This window comes from Armatimonadota bacterium, assembly GCA_022563855.1.
Lineage (GTDB): Bacteria > Armatimonadota > Fimbriimonadia > Fimbriimonadales > Fimbriimonadaceae > JADFMN01.
Map to the genome: position 1 here is coordinate 198,587 of JADFMN010000004.1, position 24,447 is coordinate 223,033.

Genomic DNA, 24,447 nt, shown 5'->3' on the forward strand with positions numbered 1-24,447 from the left:
CTTAAGTTTCACGGCCGCACTTTCGTTCGTTCGCCGAAGCCGGCCGGGTAGTAGCGGTACGTCAGGATCGCGTCCCTGTCGGACTTCTTGCGGTCGAGCTTTAGATACGCGCCGTTCGCGCCGACCTCCCAGCCCCAGTCCGGCTTGGCCTCGATCGGAACGAAGACGATCTCGCCGTCGTACTTGACGCTCATCCGGAACTGCTCAAGAGCCTGGCGCTGGTCAATATCCATCACCCGGTATCCAATGAGCCGTTCCTCTCGGTCGATCCCGCTCTTGCCGACGGGGAGGCTGAACTTCAGCCTGAGCGAATGCGTTGCGAGCCGTTTGACAGTCACGCGGTAAGTGAACTCATACAGCCCGATCTGCCCCTTTTCCGGGAGGGCGTACCGGGTCTTCAGATCGACCGGCAGCACCTCATCGTCGCTCCACAGCGCGATTACCGGGATGTTCTGTCCGAAGCCACTCCTGTACGCTTCGAAAGCGACGACCAGATCGACCTCGCCTTCGACCTTCGCGGTGTTTTTGAACAAGCTCAGAGACTCGAACGACGAGAAGTCCTTGCCTAGCTTGACGGTCATGGAGTGCAGCGTCATGTGGGTGCGGACCTTCTCGCCGTCTTCGTTGGCGACTGCGGTAAGGCGCGGCATGAGCGGATAGACCAGCTCGGCGTCTGCGGGGACGTTCTTCGGTGTTTGGGCGAGTACCAGTGCGAATGCTGCGATCATTTGATTGTCCCAGAGCTTTAACGGATACCGAGTCTACTTGCTTCGGAGCGCGTCGAGCACGCTGAGCATTTCGACTGCGGCGAGCGCTGCCTCGCGGCCCTTGTTGCCGAGCTTCATGCCGGCTCGCTCGATAGCCTGTTCCTGCGATTCCGGCGTCAGGATGCCCCACGAGATTGGCGTCTTGGTCTCGACCTGTAGCTTCATCAGTGCGGAGCTGACGTCTTCGGCGAGCATTTCGGCGTGCGCGGTCGCCCCTTGCAGGATCGTCCCGAGGGCGATCACGGCGTCGACTTGGTCGTTTTCGATCAGCGCTTGGACGGTGACCGGTATCTCCCACGTGCCGGGGATCTTTACGACCATCACCTCCGGGTCGCCGTGGGTCTTCAGCTCGTCCAGCGCCCCGTCGAGCAGCATCTGGTTGACGTACTCGTTCCAGCGGCAGACGACGATGCCCACCCGCTTTCCCGACGCATCCCTGTTGCCGCCGATGGTCTTCATCCGCTTCGATTATGGCTCTTCTGTGGTTGCGAGAGGATTCAGCGATCTGCGACCGTTCCTGTATACTGTGGGACTGAAGGTGGTTGCATATGCTTACAGCCTTACTCTTGCCTGTGGCACTCTCGCTGAGCGGCCCGTCCATTAGTGTTCTGCAAGATCAGCAGGCTAACGGAGTTCACCTGGCTGTCTACGACCTGATGACTGGCGAGTTAATCAGTGAGTCTGTCGAATTGCCGATCAAGGAGCCAGGTGCGGTGCGCACTCTAACGGTCTCTCCGGACGGACATACAGCAGTAGTAACCCAGTCGACATCTGCCTTCGATCCGCCGATCCGCCTCGTTGCGTTCGACGTGAAAGAAGGTCGTCACATAATGACCGATCTGGTAGACGTTATCGTTGGATTCACGGATTTCGTGTGGTCAAGTAATACATCCGTTCGTTGGATGCGGCACGACTTGTACCCGGATGCTGATGAGATTAGAGCAATATATCACTCGGTTTTCAAGGATAAGAATGGCCAATGGGCTTCTAGCGGCCGAATCTTGAATACTGCAGAAAGGCAGACGCAAGAGCGTCGTGCACTGTTAGTCGCTACAGCAGCGAGGATGGCGTGGGATATGGACTGGCAGTACCACGTCGGCGAATCATCAGGAATCACCCCGTTCAGCCCGGAAATCTATGGCATGGACGGATTGCACAGAGGGACGGGTGCTATGGCCGATGCGGGCCAGACTTTCGCCTGCTTCGACAGCAACATGGCGATCGAGCCAAAGAAAGCGAGCGTCAACACGTATTGGTCGGGTCGAGAGAAGAAGATCACACTCGAAATCGGCGACATGATTGCGGTTCACATGGAGCTTCAATCACCGTTCATCGTCATCACTCTCGCTGATCGCGACGACTATGTCGTCACCCGCTACGAAATGGGCTACCGTTATGTAACCGACATGCGCGCCACGAAGGTGCAGGTCTACTCGCTTGAGACAGGTGAGAAGGTTTTCGAGTTAGCGGGATCCGCTGCATTTATCAAGTGATTCGAAGTCAGTTCATCCCGCTGTAGCCGCATCCTTTAGGTTGCGTCCGGGGGCGTTCGGCACGGTCCACATGTGAAAGCGCCAGGCGAGCGCGCAAGCTGAAGCATGCGGCTACAATTCCTTTCTGCCCGGTCGGACTGGTCCGGGTTTGACCCTCGACCCTTGACCCTCAAACCTTTCGCCACTCGGGACTCAAACCGGATCACCGCTTGATCGCCAGCAACAACCCGTCGCGGATCGGGAGGAGCGTGGTGTCCCATTTCGGGCTCTGCGTCAGCATCTGCGTGAACTTGAGGATTGCGGCGGTCTCGGGGTCGTCGTCTCCGGTGAGCACTCGCCCGCCCCAAATCGCGTTGTCGGTGATGAATCCGCCCCCAGTCCGCAGCCGCTGCTCGACGACCTCCACAGTGTCCGGGTACCCCACCTTGTCGATGTCGTTGAAGACCAGGTCGAACTGCGTGTCGTAACCCTTGAACGCGGCTACCGCCTCCCCGACCGTATAGTTGATCATCGTCTGGGCGTTCTGGCCGGAGTCCGTCGCCGGGAACCCCATCGCAGCCAGATGCTTGCGGGCCATCGCGGACAGTTCCTCGTCCCAGACGACGTGGTGCACTACGCCGCCGCCGTTCTCGTTGACAGCCCGAGCGAACCACGCCGTCGAATACCCGAACCCCGAACCAAGTTCGAAGACTGCTGTGGCGCCGAGCATCTTGGCGACCATGTAGCAGAACTGGCCCGAGGCCGGACCGACGATCGGGAAGTCGTTCTCAGCCGCGTACGCCTCCATCTTCTGAAGCTCGGGATGCCGTTCGGGCACGAGGCCGTCCAGGTACGGCTTCAGGTCGGCGTACGGGAACTCAGGCATGGGCCGGAGAATACCGGACACAGATACAATGGGCTGGCGCATGAAGTCCCTCTCCGACCTGACCAGCCAGTGCATCCGATGCGGGTTCTGCCTTGAGGCGTGCCCGACGTTCGTGATCACCGGGCGCGAGACGGAGTCGCCGCGTGGACGGATCTACCTCGCCCGCAGCGCCGACGAGGGTTTGATCGCATGGAGCGACGTCAAGCAGGCGATCGACACGTGCCTCGGCTGCCGGGCGTGCGAGCCAGCTTGCCCGAGCGGCGTGAAGTACGGCCAGATTCTCGAACTCGCGAGGGAGAAGATCGACCAAGGGCCAGCGGTGAAGAAGCTGCTCGACGGCCTGAGCGACCCGAAGACGTTTCGCAGGCAGGTGGCGCTGGCGAAGCTGTGGCCTGGTAGTCGCCTGCCTGGTCTGCTGAGCCGCCAGTTGACGGACGAACCCCCGCAGGCTCGGCTTCCCAAAGTATCGACCAGGCAGCAGTGGCCCGAGCTTGAGGATGCGACGCTGCCGGACTTGACAGGCGAAGTGTATCTTCTCGAGGGTTGCGCGATGCGCGTGCTGTACCCGGGCGTGCACGACGCAACCCGTCGCCTCCTCAGGCGTGTTGGGCTCATGGTTAGGGAGACAGAAGCAGGTTGCTGCGGCGCGCTGCACGCTCACAGCGGGTTCATCGACGACGCCAAGGCAAGGGCCACCAAGCTGATCGAGGATATGCCGGACGACCTGCCTGTCATCGTCAACTCAGCCGGTTGCGGAAGCGCGATGAAGGAGTACGGCGAGCTGGTCGGTGACGCGGGATCAGCGTTCTCGGAGAGGGTCTTTGACCCTACCGAGTTCTTGGCGGAGCTCGGTCTGGCAAGCACCTTGGCAAAGTCGCGCGGCATACGGGCGAGAGTTACGTACCACGACGCGTGCCACCTCGCCCACGGGCAGCTTATCAAAGACGCGCCGCGCCAACTGATTCAAGCCGTTCCGCAGGTGGAGTTCGTTGAGCTGCACGAGAGCGATATGTGCTGCGGGAGCGCCGGGGTGTACAACCTCACCCAGCCGACGTACGCGCGCGCGCTGCTGGATCGCAAGTGGGAGAACGTCGAGGCTTCGCGCGCTGACATCGTCGTTACCGGCAACCCAGGGTGCCACTCATGGATCGAGCAGGCGAGCGACGAGAACGGCGCCAGGGTCAAGGTGCTGCACACGCTGGAGTTGTTGGAGTCGTCGTTCTCGGGTCTCACGCAATGAACAATGCACCGGGAGGGCAAGCGTCCCCGCGAGCCGCGGGTGCAGGACAGTCTCACTCTCGACTTCCCCGTCGACGGTCGTCCTCCTGGGCAACCTTAGCTGCTGGGTAATCCTTGCAAGCAGTCCCGAGCTGAACCCCCTCCCTAGCCCTCCCCTCAGGAGGAGAGGGGATTCCTTCCAACCATGGAGGGCCGTCCTCCTGGGCGACCAAAGCTGCTGGGTAATCCTTGCAAGCTGTCCTCGACCGAACCCCCTCCCTAGCCCTCCCCCAGGGGAGAGGGGATTCCTGCCAACCATGGAGGGCCGTCCTACTGGGCGACGTTAGCTCATGCACGCGACGTACGATTTGACCAATAACTCGTGAACCGACGCACGGCCTGCCTAGCGGGACAGACCGTGGCACCCGAACTAGGGGCGGAAGAACAGTCGGTGTAAGCTAGTGCAGACGCAACAAATCCGCCCCGGATGCGTATTCAAGAATGTTGCGTCGATTCGGACCGAACCAGCGAAAAACGCGATGCTAGACGAACAGAACGAACAGACGAGTCTTCCGGACGTCCAGAAGACGGAGGACCTTCGCAACATTCCGATCGACAAGGTCGGCGTGCGGAAGGTTCGTTTCCCGATCGAGGTTCTAGACCGCGCCGACGAGCGGCAGCACACGATCGGGAACTTCACGCTCACCGTCGATCTGCCCAGCCACTTCAAGGGCACGCACATGAGCCGGTTCCTAGAGGTTCTGGGCGAGCACGGCAGGGAGATCAGCGTCCACGCGCTGCCGAATCTGCTGCAGACACTCAAGGAGCGGCTGCACGCCGAGAGCGCACACTTAGAAGTCCGGTTCCCGTTCTTTATGTCCAAAGCGGCCCCGGTCACGGGCAAGAAGGGGATGATGGAGTACGAGTGCGGCTTCGACGCGGAGATCAACAGCGCTTACGAGGTCGTGATGGTCCTGCGCGTGCCGGTCACGACGCTGTGTCCGTGCAGCAAGGAGATCGCTGACCGGGGAGCTCACAACCAGCGCGGCTGGGTAACGGTGCGCGTCCGCACGAACGATCACGTTTGGCTCGAAGAGATCATTGAGACGATCGAAGCGGCCGCTTCGTGCGCGCTGTATCCGGTGCTGAAGCGGCCAGACGAAAAGTGGGTGACGGAGAAGGCGTACGACAACCCGCGATTCGTCGAGGACATGGTGCGCGAGATCGCGCTCGCCTTCGACGCCGACGGACGGTACGATTCGTACGAAATCGAGGTGGAGAACGAGGAGTCGATTCACGCACACAACGCCTACGCCTACTTGAAGCGACCTTGAAAACGGGCCGCAGTCGATGAAACTCGGCTAAACTAGCGTCGTTAGAACCTTTGGGAGGGGTCGGCTAAATCATGGACGTTGAATGGGGGAGCCTGAGCCCGTATGTCAAGGGTGTGCTGTTGGGTGGCGTCATCGGCGCCGCTCTGTTCCTGGTCGCGTCTTTCTTGCTGCACCCCGGGTTCCCGGGGGACGTTACTTGGTCGCCGCACATGATGACGATGATCAAAGTGGGCGCGCTGGTCGGCGCGGTCTCTGGCCCTGCGTTCGTGGGCGCGCTGCGATTGGTGGATGCGCGGTCTGGCCCCTCGCGGCTCCGGATACTCGCCGAGCGCCGTGATCGGAGCGTGGTCTCGAAGTTGGCCGTGCAGGTCGTTCGCGGGGACGAGACCCAGGCATGGCACGCTGTCGCTCTTCTGGCGAACTACTGCGACCCTTACATCACGACGAGGATGTTGCATCTTCTGCTTGCGCGGCTTCAGTCGGAGACCGTTGAGACCTCCGATCGGATGGCGCTTGCTCGGCACGCGATCGGTTGTGTGCTGGCGACCGAGCGGGAGGCGAACATCGCAGTCCTAGATGACTTCGCAAAGGATATTACGACGGAGGTCGGCATACAGATGCGCCGCTTGATCTCGGATCGCGAGAACGTCACGCTGAAGTAGTTGCCGCCTGCTGCCCGATCCGATGATATGATGAATGAGTGGGCAAAGAGACGCACGAGTACACGAACGGCGAGCTGACGGTCGTCTGGAAACCCAAGCTGTGCATCCACTCAGGCAACTGCGCCCGAGGTTTACCGGGTGTGTTCAAGCCCAAGGGATGTACCGTGGATTCAGATGGAGAACGCGAGCACGGAGGAGATCGAGGCGCAGGTCGGTCGCTGTCCGTCTGGGGCTCTGAGCTGTCATCGGGTCGAAGAGAATGAGGACTGAGCCGAACAAGAAAGGAAAGAGGAGGATTTGGTGGGTTGTCGCTGCAACGCTGACGGTTTTCCTGTTCGTCAGCTTTGTGTTCGATCCGTTTGGCAGCATGGGGTTGAAGGGCGAGCTTGCCAAGGCGAGGGCGGCTGGTTTCCCCGTTGAGCCGGAAGACATCTTTCTCGATTCTGCCCCACGGGACAAGGACAACGCAGCTCTGCTGTTCGATCAGATGGTTAGTATTGTCGAGTCTTCACGCGGTTTATTGTACGGGGAGGATTTGCACGTCCGAGCCGTCATCGCTGGCTACGACGACTTTGATATCGAAGAAGTGAATAAGTACTTCGAAGCGATTGTGGAGCTTCTTCTCTTAGCTGAACTGGCCGCCGAACTGCCCGAGTACCGAGCCTACAAGGACTGGTCGAACCCAGTCATAATCTTGATTCCCGAGTTTGCTATAGCCAAGCAAGTCTCCAAAGCACTTGCCGTGCGCGCAATGCTTAGTTTGGAAGACGGCGAAGTCGATGCTGCGCTCGTCGACCTGCGCCGGATGCTGCAAATCGCGAACCACATGGATCAGTCCGGCTTCTGGATCGGACACCTGGTTGCGATTGCAATTAGATCGATTTATACCGACGCAATCGAGTACACGGCTGCGCTGCCAGAAGCAAGCGGTGCTTTTGTAGATGGTGCTCTCAGCCAACTCGAATACTGGCCGAGGAGAACTGACTGGAGTCAGACGTTGAGATCGGAGGCGTATTCGGGTGTTTGGATTCCCCAGAATATGGAGCAATTGGCAGGGGCGGGATATGGCTTCTTTTGGGCCTGGAGAGATGGTATCCCCGGTGACGAGGGCGAATGGGAGGATGCCTCTGTAAGGTTGCAATCGACGCAGTCCAAGGCAACGCAGCTGACGCTGAAGCACTGGATCGAGATTCTGAACACCTACGATCAAGACGACGACGAACTGATCACCTGGGCACGTGGGATCGACGACTTGCTTCCGAGCGGAACGGGCTTCTGGCACGGCGCGGAAGCTCTCGTACGTTTCTTCTCGATCGAAATGGAATGGCTCGCCACGAGCGAAGTCAGGATGAGAGCCAGACGCGAGGTCTTGAAATCGTCTCTCGAAGCTCTGCTCGCGATGCGGAATAGCGCCCAAGACCCTTTCGAGAACATCGGCCTTGATCCGTTCACGGGTGCAAGTCTGTTGTACAAGAAGACGAAAGACGGCTTTGTGATATACAGCGTCGGCGAGGACAGCGTAGATGATGGTGGTCAAGCTGTTCGAACATCGGGCCACAGCGATATCGTGTTTGAATACCCAAAGAAGCGAAAGCCAGCCCCACCCGATTTCTACACGAATGGGTTTTAGCGCTTGTTCGCAGCCCCGGTGCCAGCCATCGCCAGCGCGCGGCGATGAAGGTCGGCATCAAGAAGAAGACCTCACTCCGTATCCTCATCCAGTTGGTCTGCTTCGATCAGATCGAAAAACAGGACTCGGTTTCGATCGACGATGACAAGGAGCGACGCAATCGGTTGTCCGCCGATGTGTTCGACCGTGATTTCGTGAACGTCGTAAATGTCGTTGACCGGCTCGCACTCGCTGGCAAAGAACTCGCACTCCCGCTGTATCAGCTCGGCGCAGATCGGGTCAGCCGATCGCAGGTCAGCAAGCTTGCTTAGGAACCGGTCGGTGTAGTCAGACGTCAAACGATGCCTTGGGCTTTCAGCGATTCCTCGGCATAGTCGAGCATCTCTCCGGACGCTTTGGATGACTTGATCAGATATGGATACTTGAGAAGCTCCTCGTCGATGACCTTGTCAGGCTCAGTCCAGCGCCAAGCTGGTATTCCGTGGCTCAGTTCGCTGACGCCGTCGGCCGTATGACCGCTGACAATTCCGATGGCCATCTGCAGTAGATTGACCTCCTCGTCCGAGAACACAGAAAGGTCCGGTTTTCTGTGTGCCACGACGCGCTTCATGGTCCTGTTGTGAACAGGTATCTCCAAGATGGACAGAAACTCGTGTTCATCGATGATTCTGTGAGCATCGACCGGAACTGGCCCTTTTTCGAACCGGAGGTACTTCCACCTTGTTACTGTTTCGCCGAGAGTAGATTTTGCGAGGATATCGGCGATGATCAGAGCCTTGTACATCTTGGTCATACCGAAGCGCGGTAGCTCAGCACATTCGCGCGCTAGGTAGATGATCGACTCTTCCAGTCGCTTCGCATTGCTCATGATTTCTTCTCTTCAAGACTGATTTCGTACCCGCTACGCTTCTATTGTATCAGAAACAGTAGACATTCGGCGCACGCCATCGGCGGCCTAGCGGTTGTTCGCAGCCCCGGTGCCGGCCATCGCCAGGGCGCGGCGGGTGGCGATGTGGACGGTGGGCCAGTCGTCGGCGGTGAACTCGATTGCGTAGGCGTCGAGCCGCGTCCAGCCGAGCATCTGGCAGGCGACGTCGCACTCTTCGGTGCGGTTGAACTCGATCTTGACGGTCACCGGCTCGGTCGGCTTCCAAGGTTTGATTGCAGAAGTCGTCGCCACCTTCGCCGCTTCCTCGATCAGTGGCCCAGTCTCAGATGGGTGCAGAAGCCGGCCCATGTACCGCCCGAGCCCTTCCTTCACGGCGGCAGTATGCAAACCCTGAACCACGGTCGATGCCTCGGCGCAACCAGCCTGATCGCTACTGACCATCACGACGGGAACGCCGCAGACGCCGGCCGTCGCGACGCTCATCGCGATCTCCCCCGAGGGCACGTCGTTGATCCAGTACCGGTGCACGTTCCCGCTGATCGTATGCTCCATGATTCCGTGCAGCGTGCCCGCCATCCCGTGATATCCGACGAGCATGGCGCAGTCGAATCCACCGTCGACCCCTTCCATCATCCCGAGCACGCCAGACCCAGCGCCAGAGATCAGCTCGACGCCATCTTCGAGATCTGGAACGAGGAGGTTTTTTCCGCCGCCGTGGCTGTCCTTCACAACCACACGGTTAGCGCCGGCAGCGCGCGCGCCGCGCACAGCGGCGTTCACGTCGTGGGTCATCATCTTGCGGGCGTGCGGCCAGTCATAGTGCTCACTGCTAGGGCCTCCAGCCTGGCCCCAGGTGACGACGCCGGTCACGCCCTCGATGTCGGCGGAGATGAAGACCTTCATGCCGCCGATTCTACTAGGGGCTAGAAGTCGTTTTCCGCCTCGAACGCTTCTTTCTTCTCGGCGATGTCTATGGCCTGGTCCTTGGACCTCATCCCGCTTTGGAACGCATTCGCGCCTTCGTCGGCAGCCTCAACGGCGGCGCCACAGCCGGTCATCGCTACGGCGAGACCCAGCAAAACTGCTAGGAGTGTGGTTTTCTGCTTCATGGAGACGTCCTGCCTCGGTATTCCACGATTAGCGGGGCAGGAGGACAAACCTCTCGATTCGCCACTCGTCTTGCGACATAGCGCGTCGGCCCGCGGTGAACTCGAGGCGAACGGTCTCCTCTTCGAACTCGACGTCGGCAACCAGGTCTGTAAGGTGCCACTTCATGTCGGCACGGTCGATCACCTTCGAACTCTCCGGGGTGAACGCTCCGACCTCGACCAGCTCTCCGTACTGCTCCTGCCACTCGCGGAACTGCTCTTCGCTGGCGCCTTGCTTGACAGACAGGGTTCCAAGCTCGTACAGCGTTTGCCAATCCCAGCCGCCGAGGATCTTAGGCGTGACCTCGCTGGCGAACTCGCCGCCCAATCTCTGGATGCTCCGGTGAGAGTACAGCCAAATGCCGTACGTGCCCGCCAACGGAAAGAACAACAGGAATGCGATCGTGACAATAACCCAGGGCCGTCTCTTCATTCCGATGGCTTCATTATGCCGCGCGGGTCAGCTCGCTCCAGGACCGACAACCATGTCCCACACCACGGATTGGATGATCCACAGGCACGCGGCCATTGCAACTCGAACGAGCACGGCGGCAACGCCGCGCAAGCCCGGAAGCGGCACGCGGAACAGCAGATACGTCACGAATATCTGGGCGCCGAGAAGGCCCATGTTGTTGATCGGACTTCTCGGCAAATCCTGAAGCTGGAAGAGGGCGTCGCGCTGAACCTCGAGCGCTCGCACCAACTCGATCCAGCATAGCGACGCCCCAACGCCGCTGGCTATGACCGGTACGACGCTCACGGCGGACTTCCAGCGCGTGACGAGCCACAGGAACATCGAAAGCAGGATCAGCCCATCGAGCGCCATGGCCGCGCGGTGGAATACAAGGACGCCCGGGGTAGAGAAGTAGTAGCTGTGCGCCGTCTGGATCTGGGCGGTGGCTCCGAGCATCTTGATCTCGCTGGCCAGCAGCACCGTGCAGCACAGCGCGATGATCCAGTCGGCAGCGCCAGGCCCGTCGTAATCCCACTCTCGAACGGTGACTTTCAACACAGGTGTGCTCAGGAGAAGTTCGGTGTCTGGCGCCCATTGTGCATCAAATGCGGAACCGCGCTCAGGTCTCCTTGCGTTCTGACTGGAAGGCCCGCGTGAAACGCGGCATAATCCCTTAGAATTGGTCACACATTATCAGATACTGGGCGTGTCGGCGAAGGCACTAGTAGAAGCGGTGCGCGACGCGTACCGTGGGCTCGCTCGCGAGTTCCATCCAGATGTGAACTCCGATCCCTTGGCGCACGAGCGAATGGCCGAGATCAACGCTGCGTTTGAGGTCTTGAGCGACCCCGTGCGCCGCATGGAGTACGACTACTCCATCGGCCAGCCAGTGACCCTCGACCCGAAGCAGGGGGTCTACGGTGAGGTGCGGCCGGGGTTTGTGCAGCTCAGACTGCTTCATCGGCATCGCCAGCACAGAACGCCTGTATATTCAGCTGCCTACGACCCGGCGCAGAATCGGCTTGTCACCAGTTCGTTCGACAACGTTGTGCGGTGGTGGAACTCCGGCAGTTCTAGCGTTGAGCGATCGATCAGGCTGACGGGCGGTGTGGTGAACGCCATCCAGCCCGGTCGAGGCGATGTGCTTGTCGCCACCGGATCGACGGAGCAATCGCTGTTCTGTTGGCTCGTCGAAGGCGGAGAGGTCTCGAGCTGGCGCGTCTCGCCGAACTCCTGGGTTTGCACCTCCGTTCCATCGCCGGACGGCAAGAGCTTGGCTGTCGGCTCGATCGATCGCGTGCTGCGAGTGTTCGGCGTAAGAGATTCGCAGATCCAGTTCACCTCGTTCGGTCACGCGGACTCAGTGACGGCGTTGGCTTGGTCCCAGGACTCGAGTCTGCTGGCATCGGGCTCTGCGGATGCGTCGGTTCGCGTTTGGTGCGGTCGGACTGGGGCTGAGATGTTGAGGCTGGACAACGTGCGGTCGGCCGTGACGGCGGTCGCGATCAGCTCGGACAAGCGCTGGGTTGCGGTCGCCGCAGTGGATTTCTCGGTTCGCGTCTTCGACTTGCGCTCAGGTGATCTGCGGCATAAGTTCTTCGGGCATACCAAGCCGATCGAGTCTCTGGCGTTTCACCCTGGCAACTGGTTGCTGGCCAGCGCAAGCAGGGACGGGAGCCTCGGTCTGTGGAACGTTGAGAAAGGGATCGGTCACGGCCAAATACGCGCATCTCACCAAGCGCTCCTGAGCCTGGCTTTCCGGAACGACGGCAGGCAGATCGTTTCGGGCGGCCTAGACAAAGTGCTGCGTATTTGGGCGGTCGGATCGCCAGACTAGTTTGGGCTCACCCACTCGCTGACCATGTCGCTGGTCAGCTTGAAGTAGCCTGGCTCTGAGAGTTCGCTCGTGTGTTCCTGCAAGATCGGGATGAGTTCGGCGATGCGCTCCAACGTGTCGGTCGTTTCAAGCAGCAGTTGCTTGGCGAGGTTCTCGATTCTCAGAAAGTTGGCGATGACGAACGAAAGCGCAACCGGGTCTTCAGGAAGGTGAACCTCCTCCCGCGGCGCGTCGATCTGCTGAAGGTACGAAATAACGAATTGGTCGGCGCATTCGCGCAATCTACTGGTCAGGGCGATGGCGCGGGGCGAGTCCTCCAATTCCGATTCCATGACGGCTTCTGTATGCCCGACGAGGTGCGATCCAGACTCGTTGATGCTTCGTATTCTAAATCGCTCCCCGCCTCGGATCACAACGTTCATTCCGCCGTCCGGATAGGACTCCACGCTTGCAATCAGACCAGCAGTCCCGACGAGGTACGTGGCCGTCTTTCCATGAGAACTGGCCTGAGAGCGCGATAGGACGACGCCAATCGCTAGTCTTTGTTGCTGACATTCGTGGATCAGCAGCTTACAGCTACTGTCGCCAATGTGGAGCCGCATCGTCGCATACGGAAACAGAACATCATCGAGCGGCAGTAGCGGTAGGCCGTCTGATAGCTTCGTCACGCAGCCATTATGACTGGCAGTTGTACGAGGATCAGCTCAGTTCGGCCTGAATACAGGGCCAATTTTTCGGGCTCAGGCCGCAGGCGCAGGTATTCTCATTCGGGCGATGCCGCCCTTTCTTTTTGACAGGCTAAAGAATGGCGATTCAGACGAGCAGTGGTGAAGATTTGGACGACTTGAAACCGGAACTAGAGCGACTAAAGGCAGAGGTCGAACGACTCAGAGGCGAGAACTTCGTTCTTAGGGGTTCCAGCGATGATGTCACTGGAGAAGTGCCGAAGGCGATTCCGGCGGAAAGTGCGACCGAGGTCGCCCCGATTCAGGAGGGCGAGATCGCCTTGCGGCGATTGGTCCAGCGAATCGCCATGATCCTTCAGGCCGAGAAGATCGCGATCATGTTTTATGACCGCGAGTCGGGCCAACTGATCGGAATTCCTCCTGCTTACGGCATCGACGAAGAGCGCCTGCCGATGTTCAAGGTCCGGGCGACCCAAGGTGTATCGGGCGAGGTGTTTCGTGAAGGCGAGCCGGTGATTTTCCACAACGCCACCACCGATCCTCGGACGAAGAAGGACTTGGTCTCGCTGATGCACATCGACAACGGCATCACGGTGCCGTTGGTCATCGAGCGGCGAGACGAGGAGAATCGGGTCATCGAACGCCGGACGATCGGAGTGCTGCATGCGTGGAACAAGCGCCACGGCGAGGACTTCAACGACGAGGACGTGCGGCTGCTCGAGCGGATGGCCCGAAACGTCGGTTCCATCATCGCCAATCAGCAACTGTACAAGGAGATCGTCGAAGAGCGCGAGGAGCTGCTCCAGACCTTTGAGTCGATCACTTCTGGTCTGATTCTGGTTTCGCCCGAGGGGAAGATCAATCAGATCAACGCCTCGGCGCGACGCATGTTTCGGTATGGGCCTGAGGCGGCGGGTCAACCTTACGATTCCGTTTTCACCGACTCGGAGTTGCTGGAGTTTATCAAAGGAGGGTTGGAAGGTGCCGAACAGGGGGCCGTTGAGTTCTTGACGACGATCGGCGGCGTGGAGCGCGACTTCATGATTCAGGGCGCCGGAGTGCAGAATGAGGACGGCAAGACGCTGGGTTACGTTGTGATCCTCAATGACGTGACCGAACAGAAGAACCTGGATCGGATGAAGAGCTCCTTCGTCGCGATGGCGTCGCACGAACTTCGGACGCCGTTGACCGCAGTGAAGGGCTTCATCAGCACGCTGCTCATTCACGATGACTTTGAACCAGTCGAGCGCCGCGAGTTCTATCAGATCATCGATCACGAGTGCGATCGGCTGACAAGGCTGATCAACGACTTGCTCAACACGGCGAGAATCGAAGCCAACGAAAGCCTGAAGCCGAATTACACGCGAGTAAACATAGAGGAGTTGATCGAGAAGGTCGTCATCATTCAAAAGCAGACGGCTCACCGGCACAACGTGTACCACCAAATCTCTGCGGACCTGCCAAAGGTGATCGGTGATGAGGACAAGCTGGATCAGATTCTGACGAACCTCGTCAGCAACGCGATCAAGTACTCGCCTGACGGCGGCGATGTTGTTATCTCGGCGCAAGTTGACGGCGACGATATGTTGATATGTGTGGAGGACTCGGGAATCGGCATTCCGGACAGCCACTTGCCGCGCGTGTTCGACAAGTTCCACCGTGTCAATAACGAGGACAACCGAATGATTTACGGAACCGGTCTCGGTCTGTTCTTGGTGAAGCACCTGGTCGAGAAGTTGCACCTTGGAAAGATCTGGGTTGAGTCGGAAGTCGGGAAAGGGTCTAAGTTCTGGTTCCGGTTTCCTATCGAATTGGACGTCGAAAAGGGGAAGGAGCAGAACGAATAGCAGAAGTCAAGGCGCTCATATTTGACTTTGACGGGCTGATCTGCGATACCGAGACGCCCGAGTTCGACTCGTGGAGCGGTGAGTTTGAAGCGCACGGCGTCGAACTTTCCTTGCACGAATGGATTCAGTGCGTGGGCGGCGGCCTCGACGCCTGGGACGCGTTCGATCACCTGCAGTCTCTGGTCGGCGCTCGGCTTGACCGCGAGCTTGTGGATTCGAGTAGGCGCGGCCGATTCAACGAGCTGATCGGAGCGTTTGGCGTGCTGCCGGGCGTCGCCGAGCTGTTGTCAAGCGCCGAGGCCGAGGGTGTGCTCGTCGCGATCGCCTCCAGCTCGACCTCGGTCTGGGTCGATGGTCATTTGCAGCGGTTGCGGCTCGATGGGCTGTTTCCCGTCGTGATCACGCGAGACCAGGCGGGCGCTGCGAAGCCTGACCCAGCCGTGTACCTAAAAGCTTGCGAGGGACTCGGCGTTCTTCCAAGCGAGGCGGTCGCGCTTGAGGACTCCGCGAACGGGGTCGAATCGGCGAAGCGCGCCGGGTTGAGCGTGATCGCCGTGCCAAATCGCATCACGGAACGGTTCGACCTGTCAAAGGCAGACCTGGTTGTTCCGTCGCTGGCGGACATCAGCCTTGAGCGGGTGCGCGACGTGCACGCTAGTCGATCTTTGCTAACTCGCTCTTCAGGGTGTTGATAGAGTCGATGCTCTCCGGATCGACGCCGTTGAGCGAGGCAAGGTACAGCGAAACGAAGTCTCCCATATAGGTCAGGCTCAGCGCTTTTTCTAGCAGCGTGCCCCCTATCGCTTGCGCCGAGTGAACTGAGGTCGTCTTGGCGATCAGTTGCGCCGTGACGCGGGCCCGAGCGCGCATTTTCTCGCTCTCCGTGCCATCTTCCAGCATGATCGTCGTCCAGCGATCGACTCCCTGTCCGTCTGCCTTGACCCAGCCGAGAATCTCGTTGTGGCAAAGCTCAGGGAACGCGTTTGCGAACGCCATGTTCTTGGCGTTTTCGTTGATCTGCCCCTTCCAACGATTTGCGACGATGGCCTGCCAAGATCCCAGTCCATATAACAGTCCGACGCTTCGATGCAACGAGCGCGCTATCTGCTTCGCGGTGTTATCGGACTCCGGGGGTTCTACGCCCCACAGCTTGGCGCCTTCGTCGAGCGCACGGAACGCTGCGTCGAACGGTAGATTCGACAGTAGGTCGAGCTGAACGCACGCCGATGCGACGGGCACGAAAAGGTAGCCGAGGGCCGTTCGCGGAGGCTGTCCCCCAGGGACTTTGATCACCTCGTCCCCGCAGGCCGACGCACGCTCGGCCAGTTCGCCTCCGCTCGTGATCGCGATCACACGAGCCCCGCGACCCTTGGCCGCGTCGTACGCCGCAAGCGTCTCCTCGGTGTTGCCCGAGTAGCTGACGGCGAAGAGCAAGCTTCGGCGATCGACGAATTTTGGGAGGTCGTACTCGCGATTCACCGAGAACGGAACGGTTCCGTCCGCCTCAAAAAGAACCTTAGTCAGATCTCCGCCTGCAGCGCTGCCGCCGAGCCCAGCGAGTACCACGACGTTCGGCTGTTGCTTGAGCGGCTCGATCGAAGTCGCCAGCGCGATCTCGAGCGCCTCCCGGCATTGGTCAGGAAATTTCTCGGCCAGGCGGAGCATTCCGCCCGGATCGAGGCGCTCAACGGTTGCCCGGTCATCCAGCGACTGCATGGCAGACGCCTAGTCGTCGGCGAACGGATCGTACTCGTCTTCGGACGCAGAGACCGCCACGGGCTCAGGCTCGCCGCCGCCCCCGCGCTGGCTGGCGCCGTCGTCGTCGCGCGGGCGGTCAAGCGCTTGCACGATCTCGGCGACGACCTCCACTACCTCGCGGTTCACGCCTTCCTTCGTCGTGTACTTTCGCGACTGGATTCGACCGTCTATGGCGACCAATCGGCCCTTGGTCAGGTAGTTCGCCACGAACTCCGCAGACTTGCCCCAGGCAGTTACTCTGAAAAAGTCTGCGTCAGGGCCCCCGTCCTGCGGCTTGAACCGCTTGGTGACGGCGAGGCCGAAATCGGTCACGCTCTTACCCGTGGTGGTTGTCCTTAGCTCGGGGTCGCGCGTCAGGCGACCGACCAAGACGACTCTGTTGATGAACATGCTTCTATTAATCCTCCCTCGAGAAAATCCGATGGCGAACTACATCGTCACTGATGCCCAGAAGGCGTGCCAACTCCTTCGGAACCTGGGTGTCGCACTCAAATTCCATCAGGATGTAGTTGCCTTCTGTCAGGTCGTCGATTTCAAACGCTAGCTTGCGCTTGTCCCACTTTTTCGCAGAGTCGACTGACCCGCCGTTGGTCTCGACGACCTGCTTGAAGCGGTCGGCGATCTCCTGCACTTGATCGTCGGTCAAGCTGGGCTTGACGATGTAAAAGGCCTCGTATTTTGCCGTATTCATTGCTCTCTCTGGTCTCAAACTCAGCACCGCCTCGAAGGGCGGTGCAGAGAGCTCGTTTGCAGTCGAAGATGATACCAGGAAGATCCGTGGGCCATAGGTCGATTACTTGGAACTACTGGAGCCACCAGGCCGTAGGGACGTGAGAGACGAGTCAGTCTCGGAGAAAATGATCGATGTTGATTAAGCATAGGATTCGAGTGGGAATCGCGGCTCTGGCAGTTGCCGCCATAGCAGGAATAGGCGCAAACGTCGCCCTTGGCAGCGCGACGCAAGCCTTGGCCAAGGAGGGCCAAGAGAAGACTGCGAAGGCAGTGTGCTCGCTGGACGGCAAGGCGAAGCGTTTTGAAAACGCCGAGGCCGCAAAGGTCTTCGCCTGGCTCCGCGAAAACGGGGTTCGTCTCGCCATCGAGGACGAGCACATCTATACTGGCGCTCTGCTCACCCTCGCACTGGACACCGGCAAGCCAGCAACGGCAGTGGCAAAGTTGGCGAGCGCCCTGCACCTCCAGCCGACCAAGCGCGGAGAGTACTACGCTCTAGTCCGCGGCATCGGGTCCGAGTCGGCCTCGGAAACGCTCGGCGGAGAGGACTTTGCGCGCGGTTACGACCAGGAGAACCCTTGGCGGGCTTGGATCGAGCAGCAGCGCAAAGGTGAGGATGGCGACCAGAGATGGCGTATCTACTCAGACGATGAAGAAATTGACATCGAAGTACTGATGCAGGAGTTCGAGGGCTTCGACTTCGATTTCGAGTTTGACTTTGACTTCGACGTCGATGACTTCATGCAGGAGCACGGCGACTTCGACTTCGACTTTGACTTCGAGGACTTCATGGAGGAGCACGGTGGCTTCGACTTCGACTTTGACTTCGAGGACTTCATGGAGGAACACGGTGGCTTCGACTTCGACTTTGACTTTGACTTCGATGAGATGTTCGACAGCGAGTTCATGTCGGAGTGGGAGTCTGCAGACGGGACGTTCGGGTTCCTGCAGTCGAGCGACCAGGTCGCCAAGAGATTGCAAGAGGCGAACGAGAAGATGAAGAACAAGCTCTCCAAGGAACAGATTGCGGAGCTCGCCGAAATTCTGTCGGAGATGCCTCACCTCATGGTCGTGCCACAGATGGGCCGTCTTGGCAGGGGACTCGAGCTCGGCGAACTCAGAGAACTGATGGGCGAGCGCGGCGAGCTCTTGAAACGGCTAGAACTAGGTGCTGGCGAACGTAGCGAACTCTTGAAGAGACTCAAAGAGGGCGGTGGCGCACGGGGCATAATCCTTGGGCGCGACGGTCAGATGCTTGAATTGAAGCATCTCGAGGAAATGCAAGGTGACGTGTCCAAGGCGATGGCTGAGGCCATGAAGCACCTGAAGCTGCACCTGGGCGAGCGCGGCGAGATGAGCAAGGAGATCGAGCGTGCGATGAAGGCACATGTAGAGGCGCTAAAAAACCTCTACGGCGAAGAGGGCGCTATGAAGCTCGATGTTGAGCGCGCGATGAAGGCCCGCGAAGAGGCGATGAAGGAGCTCAAGAGGCACTTCGGCGAGGGCGGCGACTTCAGCAAGCGGATGGAGAAGATGCAAGCCGAGCTCAAAGAGAAGATGGCTGGCGTCGCGATCAAGCTTGAGAACCTGAAGGAGTTCATGAAGAGCCTGACCCCCGAGCAGAGGAAGCTCGCCAAGGAGCAAGGCTATCTCAAGCTCTCAGACCTGACCAAAGAGCAGCGAAAGCTGCTCGGCGGTTTTGACGATCGTGACGAGCTGCACATGAAGTTCAGGATCGATGACGAAACGATCGTCATCAAAGGCGACGGTAAATAGGCTTCGAATCCATTAGCAAATCCACGAGTAGCGGGGGCGTCGAAAGGCGCTCCCGTTCTTTTACTCCAAATGGGTGCCGTTGACGGTGAGTCCGAAGTCGTAGCCAACGAAGGTCGCCGCGCGCCGGCACATCACCATGCGGCTAATGAAGATCTCGAAATACTCCATCACCGACGCGAATTTTGTGTCGATCTCCAGCCTGAGCGAGATGCGCTTCTTCTCGTTGTTCATTTCGACCCGGCTCTTCTGCACCGCGAAGTTGACCCTGTCGTGAATGTCGAACGTCTCCCGCAGCGGGTTCTGAACGCGGGAGCTGTGGACGTCGCTCTTGTCGGCGATGATGACTGCGGCGGACATGACGCTCACGGCCTCGCCGTACGCCTCCTCGTGATTGCCGATCGCACCAAGGATCGGGGCGATCTCCTGCGGCGGCATGCCCATCTTGTCCAGTATGCGAAACGCTATGTTCGCGCCTGACGAGGGGTGGTTTTCGCGGCTGATGACGTTTCCGATATCGTGCAGGTAGGCGGCGATCATTCCGAGCTCGATGTCCCTTTGCGGAGCGCCGAGGTTCTCCATGATGTAACGCGTGATGCTGCTGACGATGCCGACGTGTCGGTGTCCGTGCTCGGTGTAGCCCATCGACATCATGACTGCGTTCGCGCCGACGATCAGCTCCTGCACCCTGTCGTTCGCCTTGACGTCCTTGAGCGTGACTGGCGCGGCGGCTTGGGTCTCGGTTTTGTCGGGCATCGCGTTACAGTATAGGCTTTACGGCTGTACGTACGGCGCGACGCGGCCATCTTCAATGAGATCGAGCCAGAACGTCAACCCGTACTCGCCGTCGAACGCTTGTATGCGCGGAAGCCAGTGCAGATCGCGCTCCGGGTCGCCGGGGGAGGGAGCCGGTCCAGCCCCGACCTTTACGGCAGCTTCGTGTCTGACGACGGTTCCGTCCAGCTCAAATTCTACGAGGAGTTCGTGGTTCTCGGGCCGGATTCCAAACGGCAGACTCAAGAACCTCGGCTCAGACCCCAGCGATCGTATGTACTCCTGAGCCTCAGAGAGTTCGGCCATGATCTCGACCTCCGTCAACTTGCGGAGGTTGGGGTGCCGGATGGTGTGAGGCTGGATTTCGCAGCCCCAAGCTAGAAGCTGATCGACCTTCTTCTGGCCGTCCGCACCGAAAGGACCGTTCTTGAGTACAAAGAACGTTCCGCGCACCGGGAAGTCGGGATGCTCCTCTGCGAACTGACGCCAAATCCCGACCCCGCACTCTGGATCGATGGAGCCGTCTTCGAGATACCGAAACTGATCTCTGTTCGAGTCGTCCCACGTCAAGATCACCGGCGACGCGCCCGGCGGCAGATCCATTGCGTCGTCTGCGTACTCAGCGAGCGTCACCGGCCGAAATCCTAGATCGTATAGTCGTTGCAGGTCGCCCCTGAAGTTCTCGATGGATCGCTTGTAAGAGCCCTCTTGCTCTCCGATGTGGTGGTACATCACGATGAGCACCTTGCCGTCCTCGTTGCCGGGTCTATCGGTGATCCTCTCGATCACCTCCTCTTCTGCTGGCGGCTCGACGACAGAGTTCGATGGGGAAGGGTTATCAGGCTTCCCGGAGCAGCCCACCAGGAGGCAGACGAGCAACGCAGCCAACATCGCGCAAAGGGTGCGGGTCTTCTCCATGATCTTACTGTCAGACCATTATCCACTAGTTCGCAGCGCGGGCTGTGCAGGTTCAAAAAGGTACAGTCAATCCATGCTCGACCGCCAGCTCATCCGGCACGATCCTGAGATCGTGCGCGCAGGCGCTTTGCGGAAGGGCATTGAAGCGCCGATCGACCAGTTCCAACTGGCTGACGCGGCTTGGCGCGCCAACACGCACGAGCTCAACGAGCGGCAGGCGGAGATGAACCGGGTGAGCAAGTCGATCGGGCAGCTGTTCTCCGAAGGCAAGAAAAACGAGGCTGCGACCGCGCGCGAAGAGGCTCAGAACCTCAAACAGCAAATCCAGAATCTGGAGGAAAAGGGCCGCGAGCTGGAGTCCGAATTGCGAGCGATCGAGCTGGCGTTTCCTAATCTGCCGCACGAATCGGTGCCGGATGGGAGCGAGCCGGAGGAGAACGTCGTGATCAGAGAGTGGGGCGAGAAGCCGTGCTTCGACGAACGCCCGGTGCCGCACTTTGAGATCGCGGAGGAGCTGAAGCTGATCGACTTCGACCGCGCGTCGAAGGTTAGCGGCAGCGGATTCGCCATTTACACGGGGCTCGGCGCCAAGCTTGTGCGGTCGCTGTACTGCTGGATGTTGGACTTCAACGTGCGCGAGAGCGGATACACTGAGGTGCTCCCGCCATTTCTCGTGCACACGGACTCGATGATCGGTACGGGCAACTTGCCAAAGTTCAAAGACGAGCTGTACAAGGCGACCGACGACCTGTGGCTCATCCCGACCGGCGAGGTGCCGGTCACAAACATGTACCGCGACGAAGTGTTCGACGGAGCGGACTTGCCGGTCAAGCACTGCGCTTACACAGCTTGCTTCCGGCGCGAATCTGGAGCGGCGGGCCGGCTTACTCGCGGCATTCTGAGGATGCACCAGTTCGACAAGGTTGAACTGGTGAAGTTCGTTCTGCCAGAGACCAGCTACGACGCCCTGGAGCGGCTCGTTGCGGACGCTGAGAAGCTGTTGCAGGCGCTCGGTCTGCACTATCACGTGCTTCTGCTGTGCGCCGGAGATATGGGCGAGAAGAGTACGAAATGCTACGACCTTGAGCTGTGGTCTCCGGGCGAAGACCGGTTTCTCGAGATTTCGAGCTGCGCCAACTTTGAAGCGTTTCAGGCCAGGCGTGCGAACATACGGTTTCGGCGCGGCCAGGGCGAAAAGCCGGAGTTCGTCCACATCCTGAACGGATCGGCACTGGCCGTCCCGCGACTGATGGTGGCGATCTTGGAGACGAATCAACTCGCCAGCGGCGACGTGGTGATTCCGGAGCCGCTGCGGCCGTATATGGGTACGGACGTCATCGAGAAGCCGTAGCGCCGGATAAGAGGTCATGCCAAACAATCCTCCCGCAAAATGCAAACTTCCGGAGCTTTCTGGCTGGGGTAGGTTTCCGCGCGTCGAGCAGACGGTGGTGAGGCCGGAAAAGGCTGCGCAGCTCGCCTACCAAAGCGGCAAGACGCTGGCTCGCGGTCAGGGCAGGAGCTACGGGGATGCTGCGCTGAACTCGGAGGGGGTCGTGCTGCTGACCGAGCGCTTGAACCGGTTCTTGGAGTTCGACGAAAAGACGGGAGTGCTTCAGGCTGAGGCGGGCGCGACGTTGGAACGCGTGCTCGAGGCGATGGTGCCGCGCGGGTGGTTCCTGCCAGTCACGCCCGGAACGAAGTTCTGTTCGCTAGGCGGATGCGTCGCTACCGACGTTCACGGAAAGAACCACCATCGCGACGGCCCGTTCAGCAACTTCGTCCGCGAGATCGAGCTTGTGCTGCCAGGCGGCGAGACCGTGAAGTGCTCGCGTGAAGAGAGGGCCGATCTTTATTGGGCGACCGTTGGCGGCATGGGGCTGACCGGAGTGATTTCAACCGTCACCTTGCAGTTGAAGAAAATCGAAACGGCGTATATGAAGGTCAATCATCGGCAGGCCGCGAATCTCGACGTCGTGTTCAATCTCCTCCAGACGCCCGCGTGCGACGATGTGTACAGCGTGTGCTGGCTCGACTGCCTAGCCAAAGGGAAGCACCTGGGACGCGGCGTGCTGATGACCGCGCACCACGCGAAGCGATCCGAGATTCCGCTGATGACGCGAGATGCCCTGAAGCCGAAATTCAGGAGGCAAAGGAGGATCAAGCGAGATTGGCCGACGATTTACCTGAACCGTTTCACCGTCGGGCTGTTCAACGCCCTCTACTACCGGGTTCAAGGCCGGCGCGGCGAGTTCCACGTTGACTACGATCGGTTCTTCTATCCGCTGGATGCCGTCAACGATTGGAACCGCATGTACGGGAAGGCAGGGTTCGTGCAGTATCAGTTCGTCGTTCCGACAGAAAGGGCGCGAGAGGCGGTCCGCAAGGCGATGCTGCTGATCTCCAAGTTCAAGCGGGCGTCGTTTCTCGCAGTGTTGAAGCGGTTTGGCCCCGCCGGCAAGGGGCTACTCTCGTTCCCGGCCGAGGGGTACACGCTCGCGGTCGACCTGCCGGTGTGCAACGCCCTGCCTAAGTTGCTCAAGCGCCTCGACGAGATCGTTCTAGAGTACGGCGGTCGCGTCTATCTGGCAAAGGACGCATGTCTGCCCGTGCCGGCGTTCAAGGCGATGTATCCCAAGCTCGACGAGTTTCTCAAGGTGAAGAGGGAGGTCGATCCTGAGAACCGGTTCAGTTCAGACTTGGCTCGCCGTTTGGAGATCGCGCCTTGACGTCAAATCCCGTGCTCGTGATCGGTGCGACGTCTGCAATCGCGCGCGCGGTGGCCGAAGAGTTCGCGAGCCGCGGTTACAATCTGTACTTGGCCGGTAGAGACTTGCCTGAGCTGTGGCGTCTTGCCAGCGACTTCGAGATCAGACACGGAGTCAGCGTGCAGGTCGGAGTCGTCGATGCCGAGGACTTCGCAGCGCACGGCGAGTTCGTGAAACACGTTATCAAGAGGGCCGGCGGCCTAGCGGGCGTGGTCGTCGCGCTCGGCTACCTCGGCGATCAGTCGGCTGTCGAGAAAGATCCGAGGGACTGCGTGGACGTAGTCACGCGGAATTACTCGGGCGGGATGTCTCTGTTGCTGCACTTGGCCAATCACTTTGAAGAGACCAGAACGGGGTTCGTCATCGGCATTTCGAGCATCGCTGGCGACCGCGGCCGAGTCAAGAACTACGTTTACGGATCGGCGAAAGCCGGCATGAGCGCGTTCTTGCAAGGGTTGCGAGCTCGGCTCCACAAGGTCGGCGTCCACGTGATGACCGTCAAGCCCGGCTTCGTCGACACCTCCATGACGTACGGCATGGACGGCCTCATGATGCTGGCGACTCCAGAGGACGTAGGCAAGCAGATCGTGCGGGCGCTCGAACGGCGAAAGGACATCGCGTACGTACCTGGGATTTGGAAGTGGGTCATGCTCGCCGTCCGCACGATTCCGGAACGCATCTTCAAAAAGATGAAGTTCTAGGGAGGAAGTTCGGGGGTTCGGAAAACTGCAAACTGCCGACTGCCGACTGAGAACTGTGTTCGGGTTGGTTCGGTTTGGAGTGCGCGGACGAGTCCGCGCTATCTATAGTGCCAGTCGCTGGGGCACTGATTAGCCTACACGCTTCGCTTTGAACGCCCCAAGTCAGTCACGAGTAGAATTCGTGACCGAGGATATG

The 24,447-nt window shown here is 59.6% G+C and carries 26 protein-coding genes and 2 pseudogenes; 14 read left to right on the forward strand and 14 right to left on the reverse strand.

Annotated elements, in window-relative coordinates:
• Positions 1–8: 8 nt before the first annotated feature.
• The gene (locus tag IH944_06905; protein ID MCH7904283.1) at positions 9–728 is read right to left on the reverse strand and encodes a hypothetical protein; all 720 of its coding nucleotides are present in this window, start codon (positions 726–728) and stop codon (positions 9–11) included.
• Positions 729–761: 33 nt separating this feature from the next.
• Positions 762–1,226 (reverse strand): 6,7-dimethyl-8-ribityllumazine synthase, encoded by a 465-nt coding sequence (locus IH944_06910; GenBank protein MCH7904284.1) that lies wholly within the window; start codon positions 1,224–1,226, stop codon positions 762–764.
• Positions 1,227–1,315: 89 nt separating this feature from the next.
• Between IH944_06910 and IH944_06915 the strand changes: the two genes are divergently transcribed.
• A complete protein-coding gene (locus IH944_06915) occupies positions 1,316–2,260 on the forward strand; it encodes a hypothetical protein (GenBank protein MCH7904285.1) in 945 nt (314 codons plus the stop codon).
• A 202-nt stretch (positions 2,261–2,462) separates the two neighbouring features.
• Here IH944_06915 and IH944_06920 read toward each other — a convergent pair whose 3' ends face one another.
• On the reverse strand, positions 2,463–3,125 hold the full coding sequence (locus IH944_06920; GenBank protein ID MCH7904286.1) for an O-methyltransferase: 663 nt from the start codon (positions 3,123–3,125) through the stop codon (positions 2,463–2,465).
• A 40-nt stretch (positions 3,126–3,165) separates the two neighbouring features.
• On the opposite strand from IH944_06920, the gene IH944_06925 reads away from it, so the two are divergent.
• The 6 genes and pseudogenes from IH944_06925 (at position 3,166) to IH944_06950 (ending at position 8,280) form a co-directional block, all read left to right on the forward strand.
• Entirely contained in the window at positions 3,166–4,365 is a 1,200-nt protein-coding gene (locus IH944_06925) for a (Fe-S)-binding protein (GenBank protein MCH7904287.1), read from the forward strand.
• A 517-nt stretch (positions 4,366–4,882) separates the two neighbouring features.
• A complete protein-coding gene (locus IH944_06930; GenBank protein MCH7904288.1) occupies positions 4,883–5,677 on the forward strand; it encodes a GTP cyclohydrolase I FolE2 in 795 nt (264 codons plus the stop codon).
• A gap of 71 nt (positions 5,678–5,748) precedes the next feature.
• The gene (locus tag IH944_06935) at positions 5,749–6,339 is read left to right on the forward strand and encodes a hypothetical protein (protein MCH7904289.1); all 591 of its coding nucleotides are present in this window, start codon (positions 5,749–5,751) and stop codon (positions 6,337–6,339) included.
• Positions 6,340–6,377: 38 nt separating this feature from the next.
• Positions 6,378–6,609, forward strand: a pseudogene (locus IH944_06940) ((4Fe-4S)-binding protein).
• Positions 6,599–7,969, forward strand: coding sequence for a hypothetical protein (locus tag IH944_06945; protein ID MCH7904290.1), 1,371 nt, complete (start codon positions 6,599–6,601; stop codon positions 7,967–7,969). Before IH944_06940 ends, IH944_06945 begins: the two are co-directional and overlap by 11 nt.
• 44 nt (positions 7,970–8,013) lie before the next feature.
• Positions 8,014–8,280 carry a hypothetical protein gene (locus IH944_06950; GenBank protein MCH7904291.1) on the forward strand — a complete coding sequence of 89 codons (267 nt, stop codon included), beginning with the start codon at positions 8,014–8,016 and terminating at the stop codon, positions 8,278–8,280.
• 23 nt (positions 8,281–8,303) lie between these two features.
• Here the strand turns inward: IH944_06950 and IH944_06955 are convergent, their stop codons facing one another.
• The 5 genes from IH944_06955 to IH944_06975 form a co-directional block, all read right to left on the reverse strand.
• Entirely contained in the window at positions 8,304–8,837 is a 534-nt protein-coding gene (locus IH944_06955; protein MCH7904292.1) for a DUF4065 domain-containing protein, read from the reverse strand.
• 87 nt (positions 8,838–8,924) lie between these two features.
• The gene (locus IH944_06960; protein ID MCH7904293.1) at positions 8,925–9,761 is read right to left on the reverse strand and encodes a M55 family metallopeptidase; all 837 of its coding nucleotides are present in this window, start codon (positions 9,759–9,761) and stop codon (positions 8,925–8,927) included.
• Positions 9,762–9,781: 20 nt separating this feature from the next.
• Positions 9,782–9,967, reverse strand: a complete 186-nt coding sequence (locus IH944_06965; GenBank protein MCH7904294.1) for a hypothetical protein — start codon at positions 9,965–9,967, stop codon at positions 9,782–9,784.
• A gap of 28 nt (positions 9,968–9,995) precedes the next feature.
• A complete protein-coding gene (locus IH944_06970; protein MCH7904295.1) occupies positions 9,996–10,439 on the reverse strand; it encodes a hypothetical protein in 444 nt (147 codons plus the stop codon).
• A gap of 27 nt (positions 10,440–10,466) precedes the next feature.
• A complete protein-coding gene (locus IH944_06975) occupies positions 10,467–11,018 on the reverse strand; it encodes a hypothetical protein (GenBank protein ID MCH7904296.1) in 552 nt (183 codons plus the stop codon).
• A gap of 121 nt (positions 11,019–11,139) precedes the next feature.
• Here IH944_06975 and IH944_06980 point away from each other — a divergent pair, with 121 nt between their 5' ends.
• Positions 11,140–12,297, forward strand: a complete 1,158-nt coding sequence (locus IH944_06980; protein ID MCH7904297.1) for a DnaJ domain-containing protein — start codon at positions 11,140–11,142, stop codon at positions 12,295–12,297.
• Here IH944_06980 and IH944_06985 read toward each other — a convergent pair.
• Positions 12,294–12,965: an LON peptidase substrate-binding domain-containing protein gene (locus IH944_06985; protein ID MCH7904298.1), complete on the reverse strand. Its 672-nt coding sequence runs from the start codon at positions 12,963–12,965 to the stop codon at positions 12,294–12,296. The two genes, IH944_06980 and IH944_06985, sit on opposite strands and share 4 nt — an antisense overlap.
• A gap of 137 nt (positions 12,966–13,102) precedes the next feature.
• On the opposite strand from IH944_06985, the gene IH944_06990 reads away from it, so the two are divergent.
• Both IH944_06990 and IH944_06995 read left to right on the forward strand, forming a co-directional pair.
• Positions 13,103–14,830: a GAF domain-containing protein gene (locus tag IH944_06990; GenBank protein MCH7904299.1), complete on the forward strand. Its 1,728-nt coding sequence runs from the start codon at positions 13,103–13,105 to the stop codon at positions 14,828–14,830.
• Positions 14,773–15,522, forward strand: coding sequence for an HAD-IA family hydrolase (locus IH944_06995; protein MCH7904300.1), 750 nt, complete (start codon positions 14,773–14,775; stop codon positions 15,520–15,522). The genes IH944_06990 and IH944_06995 overlap by 58 nt, the downstream gene beginning before the upstream one ends.
• On the opposite strand, the gene IH944_07000 is transcribed toward IH944_06995, so the two are convergent.
• From IH944_07000 to rpsF, 3 genes are read right to left on the reverse strand one after another with little or no spacing between them, the layout of a single operon-like run.
• On the reverse strand, positions 15,485–16,546 hold the full coding sequence (locus IH944_07000) for a bifunctional phosphoglucose/phosphomannose isomerase (GenBank protein MCH7904301.1): 1,062 nt from the start codon (positions 16,544–16,546) through the stop codon (positions 15,485–15,487). The genes IH944_06995 and IH944_07000 overlap by 38 nt on opposite strands.
• Before the next feature lie 9 nt (positions 16,547–16,555).
• Entirely contained in the window at positions 16,556–16,978 is a 423-nt protein-coding gene (locus IH944_07005; GenBank protein ID MCH7904302.1) for a single-stranded DNA-binding protein, read from the reverse strand.
• 7 nt (positions 16,979–16,985) lie between these two features.
• A complete protein-coding gene (gene rpsF / locus IH944_07010; GenBank protein MCH7904303.1) occupies positions 16,986–17,279 on the reverse strand; it encodes a 30S ribosomal protein S6 in 294 nt (97 codons plus the stop codon).
• Between the two features lie 716 nt (positions 17,280–17,995).
• Here rpsF and IH944_07015 point away from each other — a divergent pair.
• Positions 17,996–18,223 (forward strand): annotated as a pseudogene (locus IH944_07015) (hypothetical protein).
• 933 nt (positions 18,224–19,156) lie between these two features.
• On the opposite strand, the gene IH944_07020 reads toward IH944_07015, so the two are convergent.
• Positions 19,157–19,849 carry an HD domain-containing protein gene (locus tag IH944_07020; GenBank protein MCH7904304.1) on the reverse strand — a complete coding sequence of 231 codons (693 nt, stop codon included), beginning with the start codon at positions 19,847–19,849 and terminating at the stop codon, positions 19,157–19,159.
• A gap of 18 nt (positions 19,850–19,867) precedes the next feature.
• Positions 19,868–20,785 carry a polysaccharide deacetylase family protein gene (locus tag IH944_07025; protein ID MCH7904305.1) on the reverse strand — a complete coding sequence of 306 codons (918 nt, stop codon included), beginning with the start codon at positions 20,783–20,785 and terminating at the stop codon, positions 19,868–19,870.
• A gap of 73 nt (positions 20,786–20,858) precedes the next feature.
• Here IH944_07025 and serS point away from each other — a divergent pair, with 73 nt between their 5' ends.
• From serS to IH944_07040, 3 genes are read left to right on the forward strand one after another with little or no spacing between them, the layout of a single operon-like run.
• A complete protein-coding gene (serS, locus tag IH944_07030; protein MCH7904306.1) occupies positions 20,859–22,136 on the forward strand; it encodes a serine--tRNA ligase in 1,278 nt (425 codons plus the stop codon).
• Positions 22,137–22,152: 16 nt separating this feature from the next.
• Positions 22,153–23,511 (forward strand): FAD-binding oxidoreductase, encoded by a 1,359-nt coding sequence (locus tag IH944_07035; GenBank protein MCH7904307.1) that lies wholly within the window; start codon positions 22,153–22,155, stop codon positions 23,509–23,511.
• Positions 23,508–24,251 (forward strand): SDR family oxidoreductase, encoded by a 744-nt coding sequence (locus tag IH944_07040; protein ID MCH7904308.1) that lies wholly within the window; start codon positions 23,508–23,510, stop codon positions 24,249–24,251. The genes IH944_07035 and IH944_07040 overlap by 4 nt, the downstream gene beginning before the upstream one ends.
• Positions 24,252–24,447 lie beyond the last annotated feature (196 nt).

Excerpts from the sequence above, each read along its gene's own strand:
- IH944_06905 (MCH7904283.1), bottom strand. The coding sequence starts at position 728 with ATGATCGCAGCATTCGCACTGGTACTCGCCCAAACACCGAAGAACGTC.
- IH944_06910 (MCH7904284.1), bottom strand. The coding sequence starts at position 1,226 with ATGAAGACCATCGGCGGCAACAGGGATGCGTCGGGAAAGCGGGTGGGC.
- IH944_06915 (MCH7904285.1), top strand. The coding sequence starts at position 1,316 with ATGCTTACAGCCTTACTCTTGCCTGTGGCACTCTCGCTGAGCGGCCCG.
- IH944_06920 (MCH7904286.1), bottom strand. The coding sequence starts at position 3,125 with ATGCCTGAGTTCCCGTACGCCGACCTGAAGCCGTACCTGGACGGCCTC.
- IH944_06925 (MCH7904287.1), top strand. The coding sequence starts at position 3,166 with ATGAAGTCCCTCTCCGACCTGACCAGCCAGTGCATCCGATGCGGGTTC.
- IH944_06930 (MCH7904288.1), top strand. The coding sequence starts at position 4,883 with ATGCTAGACGAACAGAACGAACAGACGAGTCTTCCGGACGTCCAGAAG.
- IH944_06935 (MCH7904289.1), top strand. The coding sequence starts at position 5,749 with ATGGACGTTGAATGGGGGAGCCTGAGCCCGTATGTCAAGGGTGTGCTG.
- IH944_06945 (MCH7904290.1), top strand. The coding sequence starts at position 6,599 with ATGAGGACTGAGCCGAACAAGAAAGGAAAGAGGAGGATTTGGTGGGTT.
- IH944_06950 (MCH7904291.1), top strand. The coding sequence starts at position 8,014 with ATGAAGGTCGGCATCAAGAAGAAGACCTCACTCCGTATCCTCATCCAG.
- IH944_06955 (MCH7904292.1), bottom strand. The coding sequence starts at position 8,837 with ATGAGCAATGCGAAGCGACTGGAAGAGTCGATCATCTACCTAGCGCGC.
- IH944_06960 (MCH7904293.1), bottom strand. The coding sequence starts at position 9,761 with ATGAAGGTCTTCATCTCCGCCGACATCGAGGGCGTGACCGGCGTCGTC.
- IH944_06965 (MCH7904294.1), bottom strand. The coding sequence starts at position 9,967 with ATGAAGCAGAAAACCACACTCCTAGCAGTTTTGCTGGGTCTCGCCGTA.
- IH944_06970 (MCH7904295.1), bottom strand. The coding sequence starts at position 10,439 with ATGAAGAGACGGCCCTGGGTTATTGTCACGATCGCATTCCTGTTGTTC.
- IH944_06990 (MCH7904299.1), top strand. The coding sequence starts at position 13,103 with ATGGCGATTCAGACGAGCAGTGGTGAAGATTTGGACGACTTGAAACCG.
- IH944_07000 (MCH7904301.1), bottom strand. The coding sequence starts at position 16,546 with ATGCAGTCGCTGGATGACCGGGCAACCGTTGAGCGCCTCGATCCGGGC.
- IH944_07005 (MCH7904302.1), bottom strand. The coding sequence starts at position 16,978 with ATGTTCATCAACAGAGTCGTCTTGGTCGGTCGCCTGACGCGCGACCCC.
- rpsF (MCH7904303.1), bottom strand. The coding sequence starts at position 17,279 with ATGAATACGGCAAAATACGAGGCCTTTTACATCGTCAAGCCCAGCTTG.
- IH944_07020 (MCH7904304.1), bottom strand. The coding sequence starts at position 19,849 with ATGCCCGACAAAACCGAGACCCAAGCCGCCGCGCCAGTCACGCTCAAG.
- IH944_07025 (MCH7904305.1), bottom strand. The coding sequence starts at position 20,785 with ATGGAGAAGACCCGCACCCTTTGCGCGATGTTGGCTGCGTTGCTCGTC.
- serS (MCH7904306.1), top strand. The coding sequence starts at position 20,859 with ATGCTCGACCGCCAGCTCATCCGGCACGATCCTGAGATCGTGCGCGCA.
- IH944_07035 (MCH7904307.1), top strand. The coding sequence starts at position 22,153 with ATGCCAAACAATCCTCCCGCAAAATGCAAACTTCCGGAGCTTTCTGGC.